26 protein-coding genes and 4 tRNA genes are annotated in these 23,055 nt (G+C 69.8%); 14 read left to right on the top strand and 16 right to left on the bottom strand.

Translation table 11 applies throughout. From position 1 onward, the window contains the following. Positions 1 to 224 precede the first annotated feature (224 nt). Positions 225 to 764: a hypothetical protein gene (locus tag AB0H81_RS11710; protein ID WP_358372690.1), complete on the top strand. Its 540-nt coding sequence runs from the start codon at positions 225 to 227 to the stop codon at positions 762 to 764. 103 nt (positions 765 to 867) lie between these two features. On the opposite strand, the gene AB0H81_RS11705 is transcribed toward AB0H81_RS11710, so the two are convergent. The 6 genes from AB0H81_RS11705 to AB0H81_RS11680 form a co-directional block, all read right to left on the bottom strand. Further along, positions 868 to 1,344 carry a hypothetical protein gene (locus tag AB0H81_RS11705; RefSeq protein WP_358372687.1) on the bottom strand — a complete coding sequence of 159 codons (477 nt, stop codon included), beginning with the start codon at positions 1,342 to 1,344 and terminating at the stop codon, positions 868 to 870. A 277-nt stretch (positions 1,345 to 1,621) separates the two neighbouring features. After that, a complete protein-coding gene (locus AB0H81_RS11700) occupies positions 1,622 to 2,854 on the bottom strand; it encodes an MFS transporter (RefSeq protein WP_358372684.1) in 1,233 nt (410 codons plus the stop codon). A 351-nt stretch (positions 2,855 to 3,205) separates the two neighbouring features. Beyond that, entirely contained in the window at positions 3,206 to 3,658 is a 453-nt protein-coding gene (locus AB0H81_RS11695) for a DUF6461 domain-containing protein (protein ID WP_358372681.1), read from the bottom strand. Positions 3,659 to 4,143: 485 nt separating this feature from the next. Then, positions 4,144 to 4,548, bottom strand: a complete 405-nt coding sequence (locus AB0H81_RS11690) for a hypothetical protein (RefSeq protein WP_358372678.1) — start codon at positions 4,546 to 4,548, stop codon at positions 4,144 to 4,146. Positions 4,549 to 5,339: 791 nt separating this feature from the next. After that, positions 5,340 to 5,415: transfer RNA gene (locus AB0H81_RS11685), tRNA-Lys, on the bottom strand. 104 nt (positions 5,416 to 5,519) lie between these two features. Beyond that, a complete protein-coding gene (locus AB0H81_RS11680; protein WP_358372675.1) occupies positions 5,520 to 6,674 on the bottom strand; it encodes an acyl-CoA dehydrogenase family protein in 1,155 nt (384 codons plus the stop codon). Positions 6,675 to 6,777: 103 nt separating this feature from the next. On the opposite strand from AB0H81_RS11680, the gene AB0H81_RS11675 reads away from it, so the two are divergent. Continuing rightward, entirely contained in the window at positions 6,778 to 7,083 is a 306-nt protein-coding gene (locus AB0H81_RS11675; protein WP_358372672.1) for a PspC domain-containing protein, read from the top strand. Here AB0H81_RS11675 and AB0H81_RS11670 read toward each other — a convergent pair whose 3' ends face one another. Together AB0H81_RS11670 and AB0H81_RS11665 are read right to left on the bottom strand one after the other, a co-directional pair. Further along, entirely contained in the window at positions 7,084 to 8,367 is a 1,284-nt protein-coding gene (locus AB0H81_RS11670) for an MFS transporter (protein ID WP_358372669.1), read from the bottom strand. 109 nt (positions 8,368 to 8,476) lie between these two features. Continuing rightward, positions 8,477 to 8,818, bottom strand: a complete 342-nt coding sequence (locus AB0H81_RS11665) for a metallopeptidase family protein (protein ID WP_358372666.1) — start codon at positions 8,816 to 8,818, stop codon at positions 8,477 to 8,479. 75 nt (positions 8,819 to 8,893) lie between these two features. Here AB0H81_RS11665 and AB0H81_RS11660 point away from each other — a divergent pair, with 75 nt between their 5' ends. The 5 genes from AB0H81_RS11660 to AB0H81_RS11640 all read left to right on the top strand — a co-directional run bounded on the left by AB0H81_RS11660 (position 8,894) and on the right by AB0H81_RS11640 (position 10,973). Further along, entirely contained in the window at positions 8,894 to 10,420 is a 1,527-nt protein-coding gene (locus AB0H81_RS11660; RefSeq protein WP_358372663.1) for a metallophosphoesterase, read from the top strand. Continuing rightward, a tRNA-Glu gene (locus AB0H81_RS11655) sits at positions 10,421 to 10,493 on the top strand. 99 nt (positions 10,494 to 10,592) lie between these two features. After that, a tRNA-Asp gene (locus AB0H81_RS11650) sits at positions 10,593 to 10,667 on the top strand. A gap of 5 nt (positions 10,668 to 10,672) precedes the next feature. After that, a tRNA-Phe gene (locus AB0H81_RS11645) sits at positions 10,673 to 10,746 on the top strand. An 89-nt stretch (positions 10,747 to 10,835) separates the two neighbouring features. Next, positions 10,836 to 10,973 carry a hypothetical protein gene (locus tag AB0H81_RS11640; RefSeq protein WP_358372660.1) on the top strand — a complete coding sequence of 46 codons (138 nt, stop codon included), beginning with the start codon at positions 10,836 to 10,838 and terminating at the stop codon, positions 10,971 to 10,973. A gap of 124 nt (positions 10,974 to 11,097) precedes the next feature. Here the strand turns inward: AB0H81_RS11640 and AB0H81_RS11635 are convergent, their stop codons facing one another. The 4 genes from AB0H81_RS11635 to AB0H81_RS11620 form a co-directional block, all read right to left on the bottom strand. Further along, positions 11,098 to 12,066, bottom strand: coding sequence for a CU044_5270 family protein (locus AB0H81_RS11635; RefSeq protein WP_358372657.1), 969 nt, complete (start codon positions 12,064 to 12,066; stop codon positions 11,098 to 11,100). Continuing rightward, positions 12,063 to 12,743 carry an RNA polymerase sigma factor gene (locus AB0H81_RS11630; RefSeq protein WP_358372654.1) on the bottom strand — a complete coding sequence of 227 codons (681 nt, stop codon included), beginning with the start codon at positions 12,741 to 12,743 and terminating at the stop codon, positions 12,063 to 12,065. Before AB0H81_RS11630 ends, AB0H81_RS11635 begins: the two co-directional genes overlap by 4 nt. Before the next feature lie 208 nt (positions 12,744 to 12,951). Then, the gene (locus AB0H81_RS11625; protein ID WP_358372651.1) at positions 12,952 to 13,533 is read right to left on the bottom strand and encodes a dihydrofolate reductase family protein; all 582 of its coding nucleotides are present in this window, start codon (positions 13,531 to 13,533) and stop codon (positions 12,952 to 12,954) included. 68 nt (positions 13,534 to 13,601) lie between these two features. Beyond that, positions 13,602 to 14,441 carry a helix-turn-helix domain-containing protein gene (locus AB0H81_RS11620; protein WP_358372648.1) on the bottom strand — a complete coding sequence of 280 codons (840 nt, stop codon included), beginning with the start codon at positions 14,439 to 14,441 and terminating at the stop codon, positions 13,602 to 13,604. Between the two features lie 143 nt (positions 14,442 to 14,584). On the opposite strand from AB0H81_RS11620, the gene AB0H81_RS11615 reads away from it, so the two are divergent. Next, positions 14,585 to 14,722 (top strand): hypothetical protein, encoded by a 138-nt coding sequence (locus tag AB0H81_RS11615; protein ID WP_358372645.1) that lies wholly within the window; start codon positions 14,585 to 14,587, stop codon positions 14,720 to 14,722. On the opposite strand, the gene AB0H81_RS11610 is transcribed toward AB0H81_RS11615, so the two are convergent. From AB0H81_RS11610 to AB0H81_RS11595, 4 genes are read right to left on the bottom strand one after another with little or no spacing between them, the layout of a single operon-like run. Next, on the bottom strand, positions 14,715 to 15,356 hold the full coding sequence (locus tag AB0H81_RS11610; RefSeq protein ID WP_358372643.1) for a response regulator transcription factor: 642 nt from the start codon (positions 15,354 to 15,356) through the stop codon (positions 14,715 to 14,717). The genes AB0H81_RS11615 and AB0H81_RS11610 overlap by 8 nt on opposite strands. A gap of 12 nt (positions 15,357 to 15,368) precedes the next feature. Beyond that, positions 15,369 to 16,574 carry a sensor histidine kinase gene (locus AB0H81_RS11605; protein ID WP_358372640.1) on the bottom strand — a complete coding sequence of 402 codons (1,206 nt, stop codon included), beginning with the start codon at positions 16,572 to 16,574 and terminating at the stop codon, positions 15,369 to 15,371. After that, positions 16,571 to 17,296 carry an ABC transporter permease gene (locus AB0H81_RS11600; protein WP_358372637.1) on the bottom strand — a complete coding sequence of 242 codons (726 nt, stop codon included), beginning with the start codon at positions 17,294 to 17,296 and terminating at the stop codon, positions 16,571 to 16,573. Before AB0H81_RS11600 ends, AB0H81_RS11605 begins: the two co-directional genes overlap by 4 nt. After that, positions 17,293 to 18,009, bottom strand: coding sequence for an ABC transporter ATP-binding protein (locus AB0H81_RS11595; RefSeq protein ID WP_358372635.1), 717 nt, complete (start codon positions 18,007 to 18,009; stop codon positions 17,293 to 17,295). The genes AB0H81_RS11600 and AB0H81_RS11595 overlap by 4 nt, the downstream gene beginning before the upstream one ends. 134 nt (positions 18,010 to 18,143) lie before the next feature. Here AB0H81_RS11595 and AB0H81_RS11590 point away from each other — a divergent pair, with 134 nt between their 5' ends. From AB0H81_RS11590 to AB0H81_RS11565, 6 genes are all read left to right on the top strand, one after another. Beyond that, positions 18,144 to 18,470 carry a sigma factor gene (locus tag AB0H81_RS11590; protein WP_358372632.1) on the top strand — a complete coding sequence of 109 codons (327 nt, stop codon included), beginning with the start codon at positions 18,144 to 18,146 and terminating at the stop codon, positions 18,468 to 18,470. 86 nt (positions 18,471 to 18,556) lie between these two features. Beyond that, entirely contained in the window at positions 18,557 to 19,195 is a 639-nt protein-coding gene (locus tag AB0H81_RS11585) for an SDR family oxidoreductase (protein WP_358372628.1), read from the top strand. A gap of 143 nt (positions 19,196 to 19,338) precedes the next feature. Then, positions 19,339 to 20,529 (top strand): MarP family serine protease, encoded by a 1,191-nt coding sequence (locus tag AB0H81_RS11580; RefSeq protein WP_358372625.1) that lies wholly within the window; start codon positions 19,339 to 19,341, stop codon positions 20,527 to 20,529. A gap of 164 nt (positions 20,530 to 20,693) precedes the next feature. Continuing rightward, the gene (locus AB0H81_RS11575; RefSeq protein WP_358372622.1) at positions 20,694 to 21,122 is read left to right on the top strand and encodes a hypothetical protein; all 429 of its coding nucleotides are present in this window, start codon (positions 20,694 to 20,696) and stop codon (positions 21,120 to 21,122) included. A gap of 103 nt (positions 21,123 to 21,225) precedes the next feature. After that, positions 21,226 to 22,356, top strand: coding sequence for a sensor histidine kinase (locus AB0H81_RS11570; protein ID WP_358372619.1), 1,131 nt, complete (start codon positions 21,226 to 21,228; stop codon positions 22,354 to 22,356). Next, complete coding sequence (locus AB0H81_RS11565; protein ID WP_358372617.1) at positions 22,353 to 23,039, top strand: response regulator transcription factor; 687 nt, start codon at positions 22,353 to 22,355, stop codon at positions 23,037 to 23,039. The genes AB0H81_RS11570 and AB0H81_RS11565 overlap by 4 nt, the downstream gene beginning before the upstream one ends. The last annotated feature ends 16 nt before the right edge of the window (positions 23,040 to 23,055 follow it).

Below are 23,055 nucleotides of genomic sequence, written 5' to 3'. Positions count from 1 at the left end.
ACGACGCCGCGGTCCGATCCCGGTCGTTCTTCCCACCGACCCCTTCCGGCCGTCGGAGCCGCTTCACCGCCCCCGCCGCCATAGGCGAGTACCGTTCGAGAAGATCAGGAGGCGTTCTGGACCGAGCCCGGCGGCTCGGCCACGATGAGGACATGACGGGAAGCGGATCAGCGCAGCCGCCGACGACGGGCGGAGGAGCAGGATTACGCCTGAACTGGACGGCGGTGAGCGCTCTGGCGGGTGCGATCGCCGCCGTGGTCGCGCTGGTCGCCTACCTGATGCCGCCGACCCCGCCTCCCCAGCCCCAGCCAGACACGGTGGTCCCCACCCCGGCCCCGGAGTCATCGTCACCAGATCCGCCGGTCATCAGCCGGCACGCACCGCCGACTCGGAGCCCATCGCCTGAACCCAGCACGCCCCAGCCGGCAAGCCCCACACGAGCGGCCCCGGTCCCCTCCCCACTGCTGTCAGCGGTCCGGCCCGGCGGATGCGACGAGGCGGCGGCGGCGCTGACCGCGTACGGCCGGAACGCCGGGACCGTCCGCAGCAGCCAGGCGGCCGCGGCCCAGCAGACCTACAGCGACCTGATGGGTGCGGTCCTCGACGCGCAAGGAGCGGTGGCGGCGAAGATCAGTCGGCTGGCCGCCGAATTCCGGGAACTGAACTTCCGCTTGACCGGCATGATCGGCGCCGACCCCAACCAGGTGATCGCGGACATCAAGACGGACGTCGCGGAGCTCAACAGGCTGTGCGGAAGCAACTGACCTGACGACACGTCACAGCCCAGACTGGCGTGCGACGGCTGCGGAGCAGCAGGGGCACGGGGCCGCGCTGGAGCGCCGTTCCACGAAACACGCGCTCATCCCGTCAGCCGCCGCCGGTGTACGCCCGCCTGGCCGAGAGGACGGTGGCGAGCCAGGCCATCGCGCCGACCAGCAGGACGCAGGCGGGAACGAGCCGCGACGGCTCGGCGGGCCACGGGCGTCCGAGGAAGATCCGCTCGGCATGGTCAGCGGGACGGCGGCCGGCACCACGCCGGCTCCGGCCGCGGCCCCGGCGGTCAGCACGGCCTCCCAGCGACATCCTGCGGAGCCGGCCGGGCGTGGCCCCCAGGCGGAGCAGCGTGCGGAATCCCTCCCGCCTGGCCGTCGTGGTCGCCTCCAACCGGTTGGCGACCACGACGAGCACATATCCCAGGAGGACGACGAGGACCGCCACGTTCACCACGACCTCGCCGGGGAAGGCGCCTGACCGCGTGACCAGCGGCGTCGCGGTCGTCTCCGCCCCCGGCCATCGCGCGAGCGGGGCGCCGAAGTCCGGGGCGCGCGAGGCGGCAGGGCGCACCAGAATCGCCGCGGCGAGCCCCGTCGCGGTGTGACCGGCAGCGAGATCGCGGGAGACGATGAGTGGCCCGAAGCCGAGCGCGCGTGCCGGTAGGTCGCCACCACACGGGCCCCCACGGCCGTGCCGTCGCCCATGAGGAGGTCGCGCCTCTGGCCCACCGCGCGCACGCGCTTGTCCACGGCTATCGCGGCTCCTTGGAGGTTGCTCAGGCTGCCGTGGGTGAGGTCCAGGTCGATCACTCCGCCGGCGTCGGGGCCGAGCACCAGGGCGGTCCTGGTTAGGTGACCGGCTCTGCCGCAGGTGGAATACGAATGGCCCGCACGCTTGTCATGAGAGTCGCAAGCAGCACGGAGACCGCAGCCAAACAGGCCAGCGATATTGTGGTACCCAACGAGGAATAAAGCAGGCCGCCGGCAAGTGGTCCCAGTGCGGCACCGACAGAACCCAGCATCTTGTCGACACCTACCACTTGGGAAACAAGACGATCCGGCACGCGATAGAACATGTACGTGTTCACCGCTACGTTCGCCGCCACGCCGGCGAACGTAATTATACTGGAGACAATGGCGAACATCCACACATCAATGGACAAGATCAGAAACGGAAGCACTGCCGCGCATATCCATTGAGAGCAGAGGGCGACGCGAAAGCCGTGCCTGTCGAACAATCGCTTTGCGCCCATCGAGCCTAGAATGCCGCCGAGGCCGGTACAGGCAAAGGCCAGGCCGATGGTGAAAGAGGATGCCCCGGAAAAGGTCGCATCGGTGATGAAAATCAAGTAGGCGGCTTGAAAGACTGCCGTCGAGCACCCGGATGCAAGGGCAGCCCATCTGAGATAGGGATCTCGAACAATGTTGATTACGCCGCCCCAAAGTCCATCATTGTGGTCTGCGTTCTCTTCCCGGTGTGTCGCCGAACTTTTGTCGACGCGGATCCCTAGAAGGGTCAGCACGGAAACCAGGAAGGAGAGCACATCAATCGCAAACGGCATCAGTCTCCCGATGTCGAATAACAGGCCCCCAAGTGGGCGCCCGAGCAATGCAGCTAGGCTGGTACGGCCTTCGATCCCGGCCAGCGCTGCGGGAGTTTGTTCAGGAGACACGATGATGCGAAGGAGCCTTACCTCTGCCAAGGTGTACAGCACTCCAAGAGAGCCCTCGACGAAAGACGCAACGAGCAATACGAATATTTCGCTGCTCTGACTCCAGAGGACTGAAGCCACCACGACAACAATGGCAAGGCCGCGCCCCGACTCGCACGCAAGCATGGTGCGCCGTGGATTCCACCGGGCGACCAGGGGGCCTGCCGGGACACTGAGCAGGAGGCTGGGGATCAGATTGGCGAAGCCAACCCATCCGGCCCAGACTGCGGACCCGGTCTCCGCCAGGACAAGAAGAGGAAAAGCTAGCAGGGCGATGCGGTTTCCAAGAACAGATACTGTAGAACCAGTCAGAAGGAGCGTGAAGTTCTGGCTCTTGCGTAACAGGGAAGTGGAGGATGCGAATCGCATACTGGTCCCGCATTCTGGTCGAGCCGCTATTGTGCCGTTCGCTCGCGGAGAGGTGTTCGTGGAGGAACGCAGGAAATCCATCCGAGGAGGCGAAAATTCCGCACGCCACCTGGACAGATCCTCCGCCGAGATGACAAGTGCGCCCCTGAGGGAACTAGCTCACTAGCGGCGATGGAGCAGCAGTCGCGAGGAGTGGTAGGGCGCCCGGGGCTCGAACCCGGAACCTACGGATTAAAAGTGGATGTTGCTTTCGTCTGCGGCATGCGTCGTGACCTGCGGGAGAGCGCCAGCGTGATCAAGCGCTCCCCATTCCGTTCCACGTATGTTCCGGATCTTCACGAGCCGAGGGAGTCAGCGGTAGGGGTAGATATGGTCGGTAGATCCGATCAGAGCCGGACTGGCGAAACGGGCGGAAGGCAGATGAACGCCCGTGGCGCGTTCGGCAAGGGCCAGAGCGCTGGAGACGGGATCGTCGGGAAAGTCGGGCTGGTCGCCGTCGATGTCCATGCCGAGGTCCTCGACATCCGTTTGGAGCCGGTCGGGGTCGCCCCCCTTCCGAAGGGAATAGGCGTACAGGCTGAACCTGGTGATCAGCTGCCCATCGACGCAGTAGGTGAAGCCGTCATTCTTGATGTTCATGTACACCGCGGCCACGGCTGTACCTGTGGACAGCAGATGGGCCTTGTCGTAGACCGTTCTCGCCCAGCCGTACTCGATCAGGACGGTTCCTCCATCGGCCGTGTAGGCGGCGATGCCCTGTCCTGACTCGCTCGGAGATCCCGGGGTGACGCGAATCCGCCGCAAAGCTTCCGAGGGGACAGGTCCCGCACGAAGCCGGCGCAGAGCCAGGTCTCGTCAGTGCCATCGGTGAACTCCTCGCAGAGCCATTCATAGGTCGCTGCCGTGGCGCCGCCCATTCCCCTACCTCCCGTGGAAGCCGTATCGCGGCGATCATGACAGTGGAGGCTGACAACTCGCTCATGATCCATGCGATGTCAGCTTGGGAAGTCTCTATCGCAACTGGCCGCCGACCTGGGAAGACGCTGACCTGCGAGGGACTGGGGCGAGTGACCGTGGTTCCCCGTGAGACCCCCTTGATCACCCTCCTGACGGGCACACAACGGGCACGCGAGGGACACGGGAGCGTCTCCGCCTCCGTCGCCCTGGTGCCCGGTGGGCCGGGGTTGAGGCACGAAACCCCGGACCGTCGATCGCCCCCAGCCTCGTATGGTGATCAACCACCCTCAGGCGATCGTGAGGGCATATCGGCCTCATGGGGATTCAAGCGATCAATGGGGCTGTGCGATGCTGCGGTGTGGCTCCTTCCGTCGCCGCCATTCCATGGTCACCCCGCGAACAACCAGATGCACCAGCAGAGGTACGCCCACGATCAGTGCGGCTACTCGGAAGAAGGTGGTCTCAAGCTCACCAGATAGTGACTTGAATACCAGAAAGAAGCCCATGTACAGCTGGTAGCCGCTACCGAACCACGCCCGGATGCGCGGGATGCTGTGGAGAATAGCCACGCTGAAGAGGGCGAAGCTAAAAATCAGGAAGAACGCGGGGGCTGTAAGAGGCTCAAGGAGGAGTAGGGCCATCCCTCCGGTGAGGCCGACCACCGAGGCGGTGATCGTGACGACCTTTTGGGGCAGAGAAAGGTAGTCAAACCACGACTTCGAGTCCACAGGGATCACCTGATCACTCTCCCACGACGAGGCGATGGCTGACCAGTTCCGTGATGGAGGGCAGCAACCACGGAATGGCATTCCGGGTCACAGTCATCACGGAGCAGGCCGGTAGACGTCAGCCGAAGGGCTGGCAGGGGCCGCGTAGCGGTTGGGCTGGTGGCCGAAGTGCTCCTTGGCGGTGGCGCGCTACCAGATATGGCGGGTTGGTTGGTACGGTGCGGCGACGGCCCGGAGTCCTGCTCGCGCGCTGGGGAGTCATGGACGTCCGTGATGATCGCATGCAGGGTGCGCGCGGAGACGCTGACGGTGCCGTGCCGACATCCCGTGCGACCAGCAATCCCCTGCTACAGGGACCGTGATCGGTGCAGTTCCCAAGCTGACAGCGCGGGTTCGATTCCCGTCACCCGCTCTCAGAGCGCGGGCCGTTCGGTCAGTGCGGCGCGGTAGGCGTGCGGTGGCCGGCCCGATGTCCCGCCGCCGTCCGGGACCGGCCCCCAGGCCGCACGCCCGGACGGCGGGCGGGCGGAGGGCCGGGGGTACGGCGGCGCGCCGCGCCGCCGCTTGATACCTATGAGAACAATTCGGCAAGTTGCCCGGCTGCTATGAGCTGGGTCCGACGAGATGCGTATTGGCGGCACGTGCGGCCTCGGCGAGTTCCGGCAACGTGATGACCGTGACTCCTGCGGCGGTCAGGGCCTCGGTGCCGTTGGCGTCGATGACGAAGGTGGGCGGCTATATGGGCCACACGCAGCATCGAGGAGAAAGCCCAGCTCAGGGTCAGGATGCGAGGCGAGGAGTGGTAGGGCGCCCGGGGCTCGAACCCGGAACCTACGGATTAAAAGTCCGCAGCTCTGCCAATTGAGCTAACGCCCCATGCACAGCAAGGGTACAGAGACTACCGGCCGGTACGCGACGCCGTTCTCGCCTCATCACAGTAGCGGATCGCGGCCCGGCCGGATGCGGCCCGAGGCCGGTCGTCACCGGAACGCGTCGAGCCCCGTGAGGGCCTTGCCCAGCGTCAGCAGGTGCACCTCCTGCGTGCCCTCGTACGTGAGCACGCTCTCCAGGTTGTTCATGTGCCGGATGACCGGATACTCCAGGGTGATCCCGTTGCCGCCCAGCACCGAGCGTGCCTGCCGGGCGATGTCCAGGGCCGCGCGCACGTTCGCCAGCTTGCCGAAGCTGATCTGCTGCGGCTCCAGGCGCCCCGCGTCCTTGAGCTCTCCCAGGTGGAACGCGGTCAGTGACGCCTGCGTCATGCCCACGTACATCCACGCGAGCTTCTCCTGCGTGAGCTGGAACGACCCGATCGGCTTGCCGAACTGCACGCGCGTCTTCGCGTACTCCACCGCCGCCTCCAGGCACGCGCGCGCCGCGCCCACGACCCCCCAGAGGATGCCGAACCGCGCCTCCGACAGGCACGACAGCGGGCCCTTCAGGCCCGTCACCCCGGGCAGTACGGCGGAGCCCGGCAGGCGAACGTCATCGAAGTACAGGGACGACGTCACCGAGGCCCTCAGGGACAGCTTGCGGTGGATCTCAGGGGCGGAGAAGCCCGGTGTGGAGGTCGGCACGACGAAGCCGCGGATGCCCTCGTCGGTCTGCGCCCACACGACGGCGACGTCGGCGACCGAGCCGTTGGTGATCCACATCTTGGAGCCGTTGAGGATCCAGTCGGACCCGTCGCGCTTGGCGTAGGTGCGCATGCCGGACGGGTCGGAGCCGTGGTCGGGCTCGGTCAGGCCGAAGCAGCCGATCGCCTCGCCGGCCGCCATCCGGGGCAGCCACTCCTCCTTCTGCTCGTCGGAGCCGTACCGCCAGATGGGGAACATGGCCAGCGAGCCCTGCACCGACACGAAGGAACGCAGCCCCGAGTCGCCGGCCTCCAGCTCGCGGCAGGCCACGCCGTACGACACGGCGTCGGTGCCGGCGCAGCCGTACCCCTCCAGGTGCATGCCGAGCAGCCCGAGCGCCCCCAGTTCGGGGGCGAGCTCGCGGGCCGGGAACACGCCCTGCTCGAACCAGTCGGCCACGTGCGGCAGGACGCGGTCGGACACGAACGAGGCAACCGTGTCGCGGATCAGCCGCTGATCACCGTTGAGCCGGTCGTCGACGCGCAGCAGGTCGTCCATCGCGATCCTCTCTCGCACAAGCGCCTACACGTAAGGGGCTACCAGGGTTTCTACAGGGTGATTCCCGATGTGCCAAAGAGGGGCGCGGGGGCACGCTTAAGACATGAACGACAACATCAAGCAGTTGCGCAGGACTCACGACGGCAGGATCATCGGCGGCGTCTGCTCGGGCATCGGGGAGTACCTCGGCGTCGACGCCAACCTGGTCCGCATAGCGCTCGCGGTGGCGACGCTCTTCGGCGGGGTGGGGGTCGGCCTGTACGCGATCGGCTGGCTGCTCATGCCGGAGCAGGGCAGGGACACCTCGATCGTCCAGGACGTGCTGGCCAAGCAGCAGGCCAAGTCCACCTGGCAGTCCAGCACCACCACCCCCGCCTCCTGGGACGACGAGCAGAAGCCCCAGCAGTGATCAGGTCGGCGCCGAGGCGCGGACCCGGCGTGGGCCGTCGGTCCGGGACTCGGTCCAGAGCATGGCCAGCGCGGCCGCGCACGTCACCCCCATGACGCCGGCCAGCGCGACCACGAGCTCCGGGCCGAGTCTCTCGGCGGCCAGGCCGCCCACGAGGATCCCGGCGCCCTGCGCGGCCATCAGCCCCGACTGCGCCAGCCCGAACGCCTGCCCGCGCCGCTCCGCGGGCACCCGTTGCACGAACGCGGCGTTGGCCGCGAGCTGGTACGCCCCGCCCACCCCCGACAGGACCCAGGCCGCCAGCACCACGACGAGCGGCGGCCGGAGCGCGCTGAGCACCAGCGGCAGGCAGCTGAGCACCGCCATCCAGCCCATCAGCCGCAACCGCCGCGACGGCGAGACGAACCTGCTGAACAGGAACGCCCCCAGCACCGTGCCCGTCGGCATCGCCGCCATCAGCAGCCCGGTCACCACCGGGGCGGGCAGCGTGCCGGTGGCCAGAGTCGCCGCGTACGGCGCAGCCAGCCCCTCCGGCAGCACGTAGAACCCGCAGAGCCAGGCGAACATCACCAGCGTGCGCAGCCCCTTGTCGCCGAAGACCAGCCGCGCGCCCTCCCTGGTCATCGCCCACATGGACGGCCGGTCCTTCTCGGGCACCGCCGACGGCCGCCGCCGTACCCCCGAGACCAGGATCAGCGCCGAGCCGAGGAACGTGGCCGCGTCGAGCGCCAGCGCGCGGTACGGGCCCAGCGTGGCGATCACCGCGCCGCCCGCGGCGAAACCGAGCATCTGGACGGCCTGGTTCGTCATGTTCTGCAGCGCCGTGCCCACGACGTACCGGTCGCCCTCCAGCACCTCCGGCAGCAACGCCGCCCGCGCGGCCGAGAACGGCGCGCCGAGCAGCACCACCAGGAACACCAGGGCGCACAGCACCGGGAACGGCATGCCCGGCAGGGCCATGACGGCCACCAGGGCCGCACGCACCAGGTCGCAGGCCAGCATGACGCCCCTGCGGGCGAACCGGTCGGCCAGCCCGGCCAGCAGCGGGCCGCCGGCGATCGACGGCAGGTAGGTCAGCGCGTAGACGGCGGCGGTGGCGAGCGGCGAGCCGGTGCGGTCGTAGACGAGGACGGCGAGGGCCACCTGGGCGAGCTGGTCGCCGAGGAGGGACAGGCCCTGGCCGTACCAGAGGGCCCGGAACTCGCCGATGGCGAGGACCTCGCCGTAGGTGGCTTGGTGCTCTTCAGCACGGCGATGCCGTCCCGGCAGCCGTCGCGTCCGCATGGCCCCCATTGGACTCCGCTGTGCCTGACTCTGAGTATTCAGTACGTCACCTAAGGTGCCTGATCAGGCCTCATACCGCAAGCAGAAGAGGACAACCGGCGCCTCCGGGTCACCAGCCCAGCTCGTGCAGGCGCGCGTCGTCGATGCCGAAGTGGTGCCCCACCTCGTGCACCACCGTGATCCGTACCTCGCGCACGACCTGCTCCTCGGTGTCGCAGATCCGGCAGATCGCATTGCGGTAGATCTCAATCCGGTCGGGAAGAACCGCTGAGTACCAGTCGCCACGCTCGGTAAGGGGAATTCCGGTGTACAGGCCCAGAAGGTTGGGTTCAGGCGGATCGTCCACCACCGTGACGACGACGTTGCTCATGACGCGGATCAGCTCAGGGGGGATCGTGTCCAGCGCCTCGGCGACGAGCTCCTCGAACTTCTCCCGCGTAACCTCGATCACAGGTGCCATTCTGCCTCGCGAGGCGGGTAGGCAAGTCACCGTATGAATGTCGTTCGCATCCTCCGGACAGTCGTCATGTCCAGAGCGTCGAAGGTCGCTGCCGTGCTCCTGGTCGCGGCTGCCGGCGCCTGGCTCGGCATATTTCTCAGCGGTACCGTCCGGGCCCAGGTGGGTCCCGTCGAGACCGGGATGTCGCTGCGCCCGGCCTGGCGCGGCGAGACGGTCGTCGACGCGAGCCCGCTGGGCACGCTCACGTTCCACACGCACGACGCGCCGCTGCGGCTGCGCATCTCCCTCGAGAACATCGACCAGGAACGCGCCAAGGCCCTCCTCGAGGACCCGCGCCTGACGGACCGGCTGCCCGGCATCGTCGAGCGTGACCTGCTCGACGGCGTGCGCGCCCTGGTGATCCGCTCGCTGCTGTGCGCGGGGGCGGGGGCGCTGGTGGTGGGGGTGCTGGTGTTCAGGCGGCCCAAGGTCGCGCTGCTCGGCCTGCTCGCCGCCTCGGTGGGGCTCGCCGGCACGGGCGCGCTCGCCGCGTACACGTTCCGGCCGAACTCGCTGGTCGAGCCGCGCTACTCCGGCCTGGTCGCCGCCGCGCCGTCCCTGGTGGGCAGCGCGGAGTCGATCGTGACGAAGTTCGAGTCGTACCGGTCGCAACTCACCAAGCTCGTGACGAACGTCTCGAAGCTGTACGACACGGTCTCGACGCTGCCGGTGTACGACGGTGACCCCCGCTCCATCCGGGTGCTCCACGTGTCGGACATCCACCTCAACCCGATCGCCTGGAACGTGATCCGGTCCCTGAAGGACCAGTTCGCCGTGGACATGATCGTCGACACGGGCGACATCTCCGACCACGGCACCAAGCCCGAGAACAAGTTCGTGGAGGAGATCGGCCGGCTCGGCGTCCCGTACGTCTTCACCCGCGGCAACCACGACTCCATGACCACCCAGAAGGCCGTCGCGAAGCAGAAGAACGCCGTCGTGCTGGACGACAAGTCGCAGAACGTGGGCGGCCTGACCATCTACGGCCTGGGCGACCCGCGCTTCACCCCGGACAAGTCAGTGGCGGTCGACTCGGACCCCGCCAAACTGGAGCAGTGGGGACGAGACCACCTCGCCAAGGTGGGCAAGCCGGACCTGGTGGCGGTCCACGACGGGATCATCGGCCGCGGCTTCTCCGGGGCCACGCCCATGGTCCTCGCAGGTCACGCCCACGCCCGCTCCACCACCCTGCTGCCCACGGGCACGCGCGTCCTCGTCCAGGGCTCCACGGGCGGAGCCGGCCTGCGCGCCCTCGAACACGCCGAGCCGACCCCCGTCCAGGCGTCCGTTCTGTACTTCGACCGGGAGACAAAACGCCTGCAGGCCTGGGACGACATCACTCTCGGCGGGCTGGGGGAGCAGTCGGTGTACATCCAGCGTCACGTGGAGCAGAACCCGGGACGTATGATTTCCCCAGCGCCAACGAACGCCCCGACGCCATCGGGAACCGTGAGTGGCACGCCATCGCCGGCCGCCGGTCCGCCACTTTGGCATCAGGGGCAATCGTCCCCTATGCTTCAGAGGTCTCCGACGGAAGGCGACAGGGAAACCTGAGCCCCCATCGTCTAGCGGCCTAGGACACCGCCCTTTCAAGGCGGCGGCACGGGTTCGAATCCCGTTGGGGGCACCGCGAAGCGCCTGGCGCTACCGGGAAACGGAAGGTCGAAGACCTCCGAAGAACTGGTAAGCTAAGCGAGTCGCAAGGCAAGAACAGCAAGACAAGCAAGGTCCTGTAGAGCAGTTTGGAGTGCTCGCCACCCTGTCAAGGTGGAGGTCGCGGGTTCAAGTCCCGTCAGGACCGCTCTGGGTCAGGTAGCTCAGTTGGTACGAGCGTCCGCCTGAAAAGCGGAAGGTCGGCAGTTCGACCCTGCCCCTGACCACCTTTTTGAACAACCGAGATGCCCCGAAGCGTTCAATCGCTCCGGGGCGTTTTTGCGTCCGGGACAGTATCGCCGGGGTGGAGTGTCGGTTGGACCACGGCATCAGTCCCGCGCACCTCGCCGTCGAGACGGAGGACGCCGAGAAGCTTCAGGGGCACGGCGGGATCATCCTCTTCCGCCGCGAGCTCGACGGCTACCTGCGCATGCTGTGCCCTCTCACATGCTGATGCGGCCGCGAGGGCGGCCGGGGACAGCCCTCGTACATCCCCGGTCCGCCGCCGTCCGTCCGCCTGTCGCTCACCGGTGTCCCCGCGCGACGACGGCGATGTCAGGAGCGAAGCCGTGCCCGGGTCATGGGACGTCTCCCGCGTTGTCGACGATGCCGGTGGCCACCTGGGCCACGGAGGACATCACCTCGCCCTCGGGCGACCCGCCGTTCGGGGAGGCGGACGTTGACGGCGATCCGCCCAGATGGACGGTGCGTCCGCCGAGCAGGGCGTAGGTGTTCGGGTCGACGATGACTTCCCGGCGTGTGTCCTCGACGTCCATGTAGATCCCCACTCCCTCCCGGTCGAGGAGGTCGCGCACCCTCTCCACGCCGACGCCGTCCAGTCGCGAGAGGACGGTGTAGAGAGCGGCGCGCAGGCGAGCCGGCGGAGCGCCTTGCTCAAGGATGAGCTTTGTATGGATGAACACCGCCTGTGCCCTGGGCACGGGAATCTCCCTGGCGTCCTTCTCGAGGCGTTCCAGCAAGGCGGACGGCTCCAGCGGGAGCGAGCGCAGGTAGGCGGGGTCGAGCCGGAGGCGGGGGTCCTCCCCGCCTGCGCGTCTCTTGAGCGTCGTGCTGCCTTCCTTCCGGAGGGCCCTCTCCTTGCCGTCACCTCGGACCCACAATTCGGTGGTGTACCGCGGGACCTTCTCGCTCAGTTCGTTCGCGAACTTGGAGGATCCGTAGAAGTCCCATTTGACGTAGACCCACTGATCGTCCCGCGGGTAGACATCCGGCTGGTGGACCGCCGCCGCCGTCGCGCGCTTGGCCAGGGTTTCGGCGTTGGCGACGGACAGCCACGCCGGGGCGCTGGCGGTCCCCTTCCCTGGGCCGGCCGTGGGGAGGTTCTGCACCACCGTGACGCCGGCCGCGATCGTGATGCCGAGGGCTCCTACGGCGGCGACGCGCAGCACCGGACGGGGGAGCCGGCGGCGCCGCGGCTCGGGAGTCATCGAGGCCAGCAGCCGCCGCCGGGCGCCGTGGAGGTCGCCCGCCTCGCTCTGTCGCACCTGCGAGCGCAGGTCGCGGACCAGGTCCAGGTCGTTCATCATGCCTCCTCGATGACGTCGGTCGGATTGCTGCCGCCCAGCGCGTGGGCGATCTTGCGGCGAGCGCGCGACAGCCGGGACCGCACGGTACCGACGGGCACGTCCAGCGCCCGTGCCGTCTCCTCGTAACTGAGGTCACCCCAGGCGATCAGCAGCAGCACGTCGCGCTGGTCTCGCCCCAGCTTGGCCAGGGCCGCCGCGAGCCGTTCCCGGGTCGCCGAGGCGGACAGCCGGGCGACCACGCGTTCGTCGAAGGCCGCCGCCACAGGGTCCTCGCCCGTTCGCGCCAGTGCCCGGTATCCGCGTATCTCCGACCTCCGGTGGGTGCCGATGATGTTGGTGGTGATGCCGTACAGCCATGGCAAGGCGTCCGCGCGGTCGAACGCGTACCTGTGCCGCTTCTCGAATGCCCTGGTGAAGGTCTCGGCCACCACGTCCTCCGCGTGGGCCGGACCGAGGCGCCGGACGACGTAGCGGTGCAGTACGGCGGCATGCCGGTCGAACAGCTCGGCGAAACGCTCAGGCTCGCGCAGCGACGCTCTGATGACCGCCGAGTCTTCCGGGGGGGCCGGCTCGACGACTGCCGCCGGGACCTCTGCCGGAGCCGGTCCTGACGCGTCCGCCCAGGAGGGTGTTCGCGACCGGGCGGACCCCGCGATGTGGACCCTCAGGCCCGCCATGGGCGGCTCTCCGTGTGGAATGGATGTCACGACCGTACTTATCCGGATGCGCGAAGGAGGTTCCAGTGCAAGAGGCGGCGACGGTCATGCACAGACCCGTGATCGACTACCAGGTCGACATGACGGCGCTCCTTCTCGCCAATGGAGCGGCTGCGGGGCCTTTTGATCTCCAGTGGCGGCAATGACGTTCACTGACGCGCCAGATCGGTCAACGGCGGACCCGGAAGCGCAGGTGGAGCACCCGGCTGCCCTGGATCACCACGTCGGGATCCTCCAGCAGGTGCTGTGCGTCGACCGACCCGAAGTACCGCTTGCCGGTCCCGAACACCACGGGCGCGACGTCCATGCGCACCTCGTCGATCAGGCCCGCGGCAAGCACCTGGCCGCCGACGTCGCCGGCGGCGACCTCGACCGTGCGGTCACCCGCGAGCTCCTGCGCCCTGGCCATGGCGGTCTCGACGCCGTCGACGAAGTGGAACGGCGCCTCGGAGTCCCAGCCCTCGGGCGTCGGCCGGTGCGACACGACGACCACGTGGTCGATCCCGGACGGTGGCTTGCCGCCCCAGCCGTCCGTCATGTCGAAGACGTGGCGGCCGACGACGGTCACCCCGATCTGGTCCCAGTACGGCCGGGTGTAGTCGTAGGACGCCTGCGACACCTTCGTCTCCCCGGTCTCGTCCAACGGGACGTCGCCGCTGGACAGCCAGTCGAACAGGTGTCCGACCTGGTCGTTCCGGTCCGCGATGAAGCCGTCAACCGACACCGTGCCGTACATGACCACCTTGCCCATGGGGCGCTCTCCTCTGCTCGGGAAGTGCCCATACTGGCGTATCGGGAGTGGCCGGCTCTTGTAAGAAATCAATCGGCCGGCAGCGGCCAGCCATCCATCACGTGGCCGGGATGTTCGCGCAGGAACCGCCGCCGGACTTCGACGTACCGGGTCGGCGTGAGCCCGGTGAACGCCCGGAACTCGTGGCCGAAGTGGGCCTGGTCGAAGTAGCCGGCGCCACCGGCGAGGTCGCCCCAGTCGATCGGTCCGGTGGGGTCGATCGCGAACACGGTGGCGGCGAAGCGGTAGGTGCGGGCCAGCCGCTTCGGCGTGACGCCGATGAGCTCCTTGAACCGCTGTGCCAGATGGGTGCTGCTGACACCGGCGGCCACGCTCAGGTCGCCGATCGCCACCGCCCCGCTGGTCGCCGCGATGACGCGGCTCGTATGGCGGACCAGCCCCAGGCCGGCGGTCTCGCGCAGCCGTCGCATCAGCTCCTGCTCGAGCAGCGTCAGCATCTCGTGCGGTCCGTCCGCCGTGGCCAGCCGGTCTCGCAGCTCGGCAATGGCGGACCGGCCCCAAACCTGCTCCACCGTCACCGGCCGGTCACACAGCTCGGCCGCGGGCATCGGCAGGAACGGCGCCACTCCCCACGGCTTGAAGTGCACGCCGACTGACCGGGTCCCCGGCGGGTAGCCGAACTCGAAGGCGCGGGTGGGAGTGGTGACCACGCAGCCGTCGGCGTACTCGGCCGTCTCGATGTCGGCGCCGGCACGGATGCGGAACGACGCCCCGAGGTTGACGATGAGCAACGCCGCCGGCATCGGCGGCAGCGTCAGCCGGGCGTACGGCGGCGCGCCCTCCAGGTAGTAGAGGTCGTCGATCAGCCCGTCCAGCGGCGGTCGCGGCACTCTGGACACGTACTCCACGCGTCCCAGCATCGCCGATGCACGGGTGGGCCGCCAGGTCGTCGCCAGGCGGCCGGCTGGTGAGTGAGCCTTGGATCGGCGCCCCTGGGCTCCTTTCCATCGGCGGGCGACTCGGCTGCTGCACACGGACCTGCTGATCGTCCGTGGCTCCCGAGACCGAGCAGGCCGGGCGGGACTCCTTGCAGACCGACATGGTCCGTCCGGTGGAGCTGAAGTGCGAGCACTGTCACCGCTCGCTGGCCGTCAGCTCCGAGGCGCCGGGGATCCGCCTTCTCAGCTGAGTCCCGGTGAGGCTCTGAGGAGGCCGGTCTCGTACGCGGCCGCGACCGCCGCGGCCCGATCGTTCACGCCGAGCTTGGCGAAGATGTGCAGCAGGTGGGTCTTCACCGTCGCCTCCGTGACGAACAGTTTCCCCGCGACCTCGCGGTTGGTGGCGCCGCGGGCGATGAGCGCGAGCACCTCCAGCTCCCGCGGGCTGAGCGTCCGCTGCTCCGGTGCGCGGGCCTTGCGCGTCAGCACGCCGGCCACGGTGGGGGACAGCACCGCCTCGCCGCGGGCCGCGGCCTGCACGGCGCGGCGCAGGTCGGCCCGCGGGGTGTCCTTGAGCAGGTAGCCGGTGGCGCCCTGCTCGATCGCGGGCAGGACGTCGGCGTCGTCGTCGAACGTGGTCAGGACGAGGACCCGGATCTCGGGCGCCTGCCGGCGTAACCGGCGGATGACCTCGACTCCACCCATCTGGGGCATCCGCAGGTCCAGGAGTACGACGTCGGGCCTGGTCCGCAGCGCGACCACGAGCGCCTCGGGGCCGTCGGCCGCCTCTCCGACGACCTCGAAGTCGGCGGAGGTGGCGAAGATCTCCCGTAACCCGTCGCGGACGACCGGGTGGTCGTCGACGACGATCAGGCGAATCGGCATGGCCAAACGATCTCACCCCGCCGGGATGGCCGGAACGGTGGCGGAGATGCCCGTTCCCTGGCCGGGCGCCGTCTCGACGGTGAAGTTCCCGGCGAGCCGGGTGATCCGCTGCTGCATCGCGACGAGGCCGAAGCCGCTGCCGTCGAGCGGGTCCGCCGCCTCCGGGGCGAAGCCGCGCCCGTCGTCGCGCACGTCCAGGGCGACGACGTCCTCCATGTACGACAGGGTGAGGCCGACCCGGCCGGCCGAGGCGTGCTTGCCGACGTTGGCCAGCGCCTCCTGGGCCACCCGGAGCAGCGAGGTCTCCACCTCCATGTGCAGCGGCCGGGCGTCGCCGGTGACGGTGACCGTGGCGGGCACGCCGCTGGTCCGTGACCACCTCTCGGCGATGTCCCGCAGGGCGGTGGCGAGCTGGGCCTCGTCCAGCGGCGCCGGGCGCAGCGCCTGGACCGAGCGGCGGGCCTCTGCCAGGCTCTCCCGGGCCAGGTCGCGTACGGTGGTCAGGCGCGAGCGCGTGGCGGTCACGTCGTCGAGCGTCTCGTCGGCGGCCTCCAGCTGGGTGAGGATGGCGGTCAGTCCCTGCGCCAGGGTGTCGTGGATCTCCCTGGCCATGCGCTGCCGTTCCCCGAGTACCCCGGCCTCCCGGGCCCGGGTCAGGAGCTGGGCCTGGAGGTTGGCGTTGTCCTCGGCGAGCGCGGCCAGCTTGGCGCCGGTCTCCCTCAACTGAGCGATCATGGTCTTGCGCTGTTCGCTCTGCTCGGCGATGGTCTGGATGATCAGGCCGACGGTGGAGGCGACGAGGACTCCGACGACGAACGACAGGGCGAGCTCGCTCGGTGTCCGGCCGGTCTGCGGACGGGAGGCGATCAGCACGCCGACGGTCACCGCCACCCCTCCGTACGCCCACCACCCGCGCAACAGGGCGAAGCACTGGACGAACGCCCCGATGCCGGTCACCGTGAACACGTTGTCGAACCGGACCAGCGTCCCGACCGCTGCGAGCAGCACGGCGAAGTAGACGACCAGGAGCGCCGGCCGCGTGGTCCAGTCGGGGTGCGCGGTCACCATCAGCCAGTGCCAGGCCACGGCGAACAGCGCCAGCGCCAGCACTTCCAGCCGCCACTCCCGCAGCAGCGAGTAGACGGCGGGAAGCAGGACGAGCAGGTACGGCACGGCTGCCTGGACACGGTCCCACCGCGAGGGGCCGCCGGAGGTCACCACCGGAACGTCCGGAGGGCGACGCCGCCGAAGACCACGAAGACCGCGACCATGACGCCCAGCGTAACCGGGGACGGCGCGGCGCCGGCCCATCCGTCGCGGATCGCCCGCACGGCCGGCGCCATGGGCGTCAGGTCGCCGATGGCGCGCATCGAACCGGACAGGCTCTCGCGCGGGATCACGACGCCGGACAGGAAGACCATCGGGAAGAACAGGCTCAGCCCGATGACGGTCGCGGCGCGGCCGCTGGGCACCACCGAGCCGAGGACGAGCCCGACGGCGCCCAGGCTCAGCGCCCCCAGCAGCCACGCCACCAGGACGCCCGCGAGGTTCGCGGGCGCCGTCAGCCCGTACGCGGCCAGCCCGATGACCGTCAGCAGCGCGGTGCCGAGCACCGCCAGCAGCATGTGCGCCGCCCACTGCGCCCCGAACAGCATGGCGGGCGAGGCGGGGGTGACGTGGAGTCGCTTCAGCACGCGCCGCTCCCTGTACTGGGCCAGCGTGGCGGGGAGGATGACCAGCGCCGCCAGCCCGATGACGAACACCATGAGCATCGGCACCGTGGCGTCGATCAGCGGCGTCCCGCCGGGCAGTGGCTTGTTGCCACCGCGCAGCTTGACCCACAGCATGATCGCCGGGAAGGCCAGCGCGAAGAAGCCCGACATGGGGTCTCGCATGGCCAGCTTGAGCTCGATGGCGATGACGTGCCTGAAGCCCCTCATGACAGGTCCCTTCCGGTCAGGGTGAAGTACGCGTTCTCCAGCGAATCGGCCCCGGCCTCGGCGATCAGCGCGCCGGGGGCACCCTCGGCGACGACCCGGCCGTGGTCGACGACCGCGATGCGGTCGCAGAGCGCCTCGGCCTCGTCCATGAAGTGGGTGACGAGCACGACGGTGACGCCGCGCTCGCGCATGGCCCGGATCAGTCCCCAGGTGGTGCGGCGGGCGTCGGGGTCCAGGCCGGTGGTGAGCTCGTCGAGGAAGACGACCTCGGGGTCGCCGACGAGGGCCAGCGCGATGAACAGCCGCTGCTTCCAGCCGCCGGACAGGTCGGCGAAGCGGGCGTTCCTCCGGTCGGACAGGCCCCACTCGTCCATGAGGCTCCGCCACTCGGCCGGTCGCCGGTAGAGGGAGGCGTACATCCGCAGGGCCTCGCCGACCTTGATCGCATCGGGCAGGGCCGCCTCCTGCAGCTGGGCGCCGATGCGTTCCAGCAGCTCGCGCCGCTCGCGGTGCGGGTCCAGGCCGAGGACTCGCAGGCGGCCGCCGTCCGGCCGCCGCAGCCCGGAGGCGCACTCCACGAGCGTGGTCTTGCCCGCCCCGTTGGGCCCGGCGATGCCGAAGATCTCGCCGGGCTCCACTGTCAGGGTGACGCCGTCCAGCGCCGTGTTCCCCTTGTACGTCTTGCGCAGGTCGCTGATCTCGATGACTGCCATGATCGAAGGGTCTCCCGCGGACGCCGCCGCGAGTATCCGCCGATCGGTGGATACGAGACGGTCGCAGGGCCCCGTCACATTCGCCGCGTTCCGCGGGTCCACCGGTCGTACCCGCGAGAAAGGAACGTGACGCGGTGGGCGAACGGGACTGGCTGACGGAGCGTTTCGAGGAGCACCGGCCGCAGCGGCGGGCGGTGGCCTACCGGATGCTCGGTTCGGTGAGCGAGGTCGAGGACGCCGTGCAGGACGCCTGGCTGCGGCTCGACCGCGCCGACACCAGCGGCCTGGAGAACCTCGGGGCGTGGCTGACCACCGCGGCGGCCGGTGTGGTCGTCACGGTGGGGCGGCGGCCGCTGTCGATCATGGCGTTCACGGTCACGGACGGCCGGATCGCCGCCATCGACGTGCTGTCGGACCCGGAGCGGCTGAACGGGCTCGACCTGACGGTGCTGGACGAATGAGCGGCCCGCATCGCGCGAGCCCGTGATCGCCGGGTTAGTCTGAGGAGGTTAGTTAGTACTCACTAGCCTACTGGATGAGGTGTGTCATGAGAATCACCGTGTTCGGCGCCACCGGAGGCACCGGGTGGCGGGTCGTCGGGCAAGGGCTGGAGGCCGGGCACGAGGTGACGGCCGTGGTGCGGAACCCCGCCGGACTGGAGCGCCACGACCTCAGCGGCCCCCGCCTCACCGTGATCAGAGCCGACGTCATGGACCCGGCGGCGATCCGGCCGGCCGTAGCGGGACGCGACGCGGTGGTGTCGGCCATCGGGCCGCGCGGGCGCGGCCCCACCACCGTCTGCGCCGACGCCACCGCCTCGATCATGGAGGCGATGGAGGCCGAGGGAGTGCGGCGGCTCGTGGTGGTCAGCGCGAGCGGCTTCGTCACCGAGGGCGACGGGCCTCTCACCCGCCTGCTGGCCAAGCCGATACTCAACCGCGTGCTCAGGCACGCCTTCGCCGACATGCGCCGCATGGAGGACCTCGTCCGGGCGAGCGGGCTCGACTGGACGATCGTCCGCCCGCCGCAGCTCACCGAGGGGCCGCGGACCGGCTCCTACCGCAGCGCGATCGACCGCAACGTGCGCGGCGGCGTGCGGGTGTCACGCGCCGACCTGGCCGACTGCGTGCTGCGCTGCCTGGACGAGCGCGGCCCTCTCCACGCGGCCCTGGCGATCGGCAACTGAAGATCCACGCGGCCCTGGCGATCGGCAACCGAAGAGTTCCCTCCCGGCCGGAGAACGCGGTTTCTCCGCCCTTTTTCCCGTCATCGTGAAACCGGTGGAAAACGAGGCTGGGAAACGGGATGAGGCTGTGGTTTCCTTGCCGCGTGCGTGGTGATCTCCTGGATGTCGTTCTGCTCGCCCTGGCGATCGGATTCGGCGTCTCGGGTTACCGGCAGGGATTCATCCTCGGGGTGATGAGCTTCGTCGGTTTCATCGGCGGGTGCGTGTTCGGCGTGTATGTCGCGCCGCCCGTCGCCGCGGCACTGGTCGATGGTGACGTCATGCAGACCCTGGTCGCGGTCGTTGTCGTGCTGGTCGCGGCCATGCTGGGACAGCTCATCTCCTCCACGCTGGGCGCCGTGGTGCGGTCCTATGTGCAGGAACAGCCGGCCAAGGTGCTGGACGCTGTCGGCGGCACAATAGCCGGGGTCCTGTCGGTGCTCGTCATTTCCTGGATGGTGGGCAGCCTGCTGGTCTCCAGCACATTCACGCTGGTGGTGGAACAGATTCGCGGCTCGCTGTTATTGTCGGCCGTCGACCACGCGATGCCCGACGGCGTGCGCGCCTGGCAGAAACCGTTCAAGAAATTCATCGACCGGTCCGAATTCCCGCCCGTGCTCGACGCCATCCAGGGCGACGTCTCCGTCGACGTGCGGCCGCCCGACCCGGCGGTGCTGGGCGACGCCGGGCTCCAGCAGGCGCGTCCGGCCATCGTGCAGGTACGCGGCACGGCGCGGTCCTGCAACAAGCAGATCGAGGGCACCGGGTTCGTGTTCGCGCCCGACCACGTCATGACGAACGCGCACGTCGTCGCGGGCGTGGACACGGCGCTCCAGATCATCGACCACACCGGGCAGCCGCGCCCGGCCACGGTGGTGCGCTTCAACCCGCGGCGTGACGTCGCGGTCCTCTACGTGCCGAACGCCGGCCTGCCGCTGCTCCCCTTCCACGGCGAGGCCGCCAAGGACGACGACGCCATCGTGGCCGGCTACCCCCAGGGGCAGGGGTACAAGCCGAGCCCGGCCAGGATCGCCGCACGCCAGGAGGCCACCAGCCCCGACATCTACCACGAGGACAACGTGACGCGGGACGTCTACCTCATCCGCGGCTCGGTCCAGCCGGGCAACTCCGGCGGGCCGCTGCTCACCCCCGGCGGCCAGGTGCTGGGCGTCGTCTTCGCCGCCGTGGCCGGCCAGGGGGAGAAGGCGTACGCGCTGACCGCCTCGGAGGTCTCCTCCGACGCCCGCCTGGCCGCCACCGCCACCACGCCCGTCAGCACCCGCGAGTGCGACTAGCCCCGGCCCGCCTGCACCATCCGGTGTAGCGCGTACACCGGACGGTGCGCCCCGAAGTGACGGCCGGCGGACGACGCGGCCCCGCCATGTCGCGCCCTAGCGTTGCGCCGGCGGTCTCCGATCCCGGGATCGCCCACGCCATACGCACTCACGGAGGAACCACCATGACGAGGACATCCATCGCCACGGTCGCCGGGCTGATCCTGACCGCGGGTCTGCTGGGATCGGGAGCCGTCGCCGCGTCCGCCGCCGACGGGACGGGCACCCCGGCCCGCGCCGCCACTGCCACGACGGCCGCACCGAAGCCGCCGAAGGGCGCCAGAGCGGTGGTCCAGGTCGGCCCGAACCCCACGACCAGGCGCGGCCAGGAGGTGACGATCACCGGCAACTGCGGGGGAGGCGAGAAGCTCAAGGCCGTGATCGGCGGCCTCACGCAGCGACCGTCCCTGACCAACATCCGCATCATCGACGACAATCCTCAAGGATTCGTGGCGAAGGCCAACCTCGCCCGCGAGATCGGCAACGGCGTCGGCCCCGTCCTGGTCGACTGCGGCGGCGAGGTGGGCGTGACCCTCCTGGTCACCCACATGTGACCCGCCGCGGTTCCCCCGCGCAGAAAGGATTATCCGCTTGGCCGCGAGCCCCACACCGCGACAGGCCGCGGCGCCCGTGCCGCGGACACCGGCCGCAGCCCCGATGCTGCGCCAACCGGCCTCCGTCCGTCACGCGGCCAGACTCGCGGACGCCGCGCTCGCCGCGCTCACCGTGGTCGGCGTCATGACCGGCGTCCTGGCCGCCTCGCCCCACGAGTCCCCCTGGGACGGCCTGATCCAGCTCTCGCTGTTCCTCGGGGCGCTCATGTTCGTGCGGCGCCGGCTGCCCATGACCGTCCTCCTGCTGTCCATCGCCGCGATCTTCGTCTACCGTGCCGGCAGCGACTTCGAGGGCGGCTGGATCTGGCCGGCGTCGGCCGCGTACTTCACCGCCGCCACCACCCGGCACGTGCGGTGGGTGGCGCTCATCGGCGTCGCCCAGCTCGTCTACGCGGCCGTCGACTTCTGGCCGGTCCTCGACAGGACCGTCAGCCGCTTCGTCGTCCACATCGCCGGGGAGGGGCTGCTGCTGGCGCTCCTCATCGCCGCGGGTCTCGCCTACGCGAGCACCGTGCGCTGGCGGGAGCGGCTGCGGGAGACCGACGGCCGCGCCCGCGACGCCGAGGAGCGGCTGCGGGTCTCCCGCGAGGTGCACGACATCGTCGCCCACACCCTCGCGGTCGTCGGCGTCCAGCTCAACGTCGCCGCCGACACCCTGCAGGAAGCCCCGGACGAGGCCGCCGAGGCGCTGCGCGTGGCCAAGAACGTCCGCAACCGCGCGATGGCCGACCTCGCCTCGCTCATCGGCGTCCTGCGCGACGGCCCCGGCGACACCGCTCCCCAGCCCGATCTGGCCGCGCTGCACACGCTCACCGCCGACGCCCGGGCCGCCGGGCTCGCCGTGGTCCTCGACGAGCGCGGCGACCCCTCGGCCGTCCCGGCCGCGCCGGCCGTGGCCGTCCACCGCGTCGTCCAGGAGGCCCTCACCAACACGCTGAAGCACGCCGGGGCGTCCAAGGTCGAGGTGACGGTCGAGTACGGGACCCGGTCCGTCACCGTCGAGATCAAGGATGACGGCCGGGGCGGCCATGACGGCGCCGAGATCAGGGAGAGGCACGGCCTGATCGGCATGCGGGAGCGGGTGAGCGCACTCGGGGGCACGCTCACCGTGGGCCCCGTCACGGACGGCTTCGCGGTGAAGGCCGAGATCCCCGTGGCAGGCTGGAAGGCATGACGATCAGGGTGCTCCTCGCCGACGACCAGGCGCTCGTCCGGGCCGGGTTCCGCAGCCTGCTGGCCCGTTCCCGGGACATCACGGTCGTCGGCGAGGCCGCCACCGGCGAGGAGGCCGTGGCGCTGGCGGCGAGCAGCCGGCCGGACGTGGTGCTCATGGACATCCGCATGCCGGGCGGCGACGGCATCACCGCCACCCGGCGCATCCTCGACGCCCCCGCCGGGGCCGTCCGCCGCGTGATCATCCTCACCACCTTCGACACCGACGAGCACGTCTTCGCCGCGCTGCGCGCCGGAGCCAGCGGCTTCCTCACCAAGGAGATCGAACCGGCCGAGCTGCGCCGCGCGGTCGCCGCCGTCGCGGCCGGGGACGCCCTGCTGTCGCCGGGTGTCACCCGCCGCGTGATCGAGCAGTTCGCCCACCGGCAGGACCCGGCCCCCGGCGACGGGCGGCGGCTGGCCGCCCTCACCGCGCGGGAGCTGGAGGCGGTCCGGCTCGTGGCGCTCGGCCTGTCCAACGACCAGATCGCCGAGCGCCTCGTCATCAGCCCGCTCACCGCCAAGACCCACATCACCAGGGCCATCGCCAAGCTCGGCGTGCGCGACCGGGTCCAGCTCGTCATCCTCGCGTACGAGAGCGGCCTGGTCCGGCCCGCGGGACGAGCCGGGCCGCCGCCCGCCTAGCCCGACCAGGGAACCT

Origin of the sequence: Nonomuraea sp. NPDC050691 (assembly GCF_040654455.1) — a bacterium.
GTDB lineage: Bacteria > Actinomycetota > Actinomycetes > Streptosporangiales > Streptosporangiaceae > Nonomuraea.
This window is presented reverse-complemented; position numbering and strand designations above follow the sequence as displayed.

Bases quoted from the DNA above. Each gene is read 5' to 3' on its own strand.
- AB0H81_RS11700 (WP_358372684.1), bottom strand. From the start codon at position 2,854: ATGCGATTCGCATCCTCCACTTCCCTGTTACGCAAGAGCCAGAACTTC.
- AB0H81_RS11680 (WP_358372675.1), bottom strand. From the start codon at position 6,674: ATGGACGACCTGCTGCGCGTCGACGACCGGCTCAACGGTGATCAGCGG.
- AB0H81_RS11675 (WP_358372672.1), top strand. From the start codon at position 6,778: ATGAACGACAACATCAAGCAGTTGCGCAGGACTCACGACGGCAGGATC.
- AB0H81_RS11670 (WP_358372669.1), bottom strand. From the start codon at position 8,367: ATGCGGACGCGACGGCTGCCGGGACGGCATCGCCGTGCTGAAGAGCAC.
- AB0H81_RS11660 (WP_358372663.1), top strand. From the start codon at position 8,894: ATGTCCAGAGCGTCGAAGGTCGCTGCCGTGCTCCTGGTCGCGGCTGCC.
- AB0H81_RS11635 (WP_358372657.1), bottom strand. From the start codon at position 12,066: ATGATGAACGACCTGGACCTGGTCCGCGACCTGCGCTCGCAGGTGCGA.
- AB0H81_RS11630 (WP_358372654.1), bottom strand. From the start codon at position 12,743: ATGGCGGGCCTGAGGGTCCACATCGCGGGGTCCGCCCGGTCGCGAACA.
- AB0H81_RS11625 (WP_358372651.1), bottom strand. From the start codon at position 13,533: ATGGGCAAGGTGGTCATGTACGGCACGGTGTCGGTTGACGGCTTCATC.
- AB0H81_RS11610 (WP_358372643.1), bottom strand. From the start codon at position 15,356: ATGCCGATTCGCCTGATCGTCGTCGACGACCACCCGGTCGTCCGCGAC.
- AB0H81_RS11600 (WP_358372637.1), bottom strand. From the start codon at position 17,296: ATGAGGGGCTTCAGGCACGTCATCGCCATCGAGCTCAAGCTGGCCATG.
- AB0H81_RS11595 (WP_358372635.1), bottom strand. From the start codon at position 18,009: ATGGCAGTCATCGAGATCAGCGACCTGCGCAAGACGTACAAGGGGAAC.
- AB0H81_RS11585 (WP_358372628.1), top strand. From the start codon at position 18,557: ATGAGAATCACCGTGTTCGGCGCCACCGGAGGCACCGGGTGGCGGGTC.
- AB0H81_RS11575 (WP_358372622.1), top strand. From the start codon at position 20,694: ATGACGAGGACATCCATCGCCACGGTCGCCGGGCTGATCCTGACCGCG.
- AB0H81_RS11570 (WP_358372619.1), top strand. From the start codon at position 21,226: ATGCTGCGCCAACCGGCCTCCGTCCGTCACGCGGCCAGACTCGCGGAC.
- AB0H81_RS11565 (WP_358372617.1), top strand. From the start codon at position 22,353: ATGACGATCAGGGTGCTCCTCGCCGACGACCAGGCGCTCGTCCGGGCC.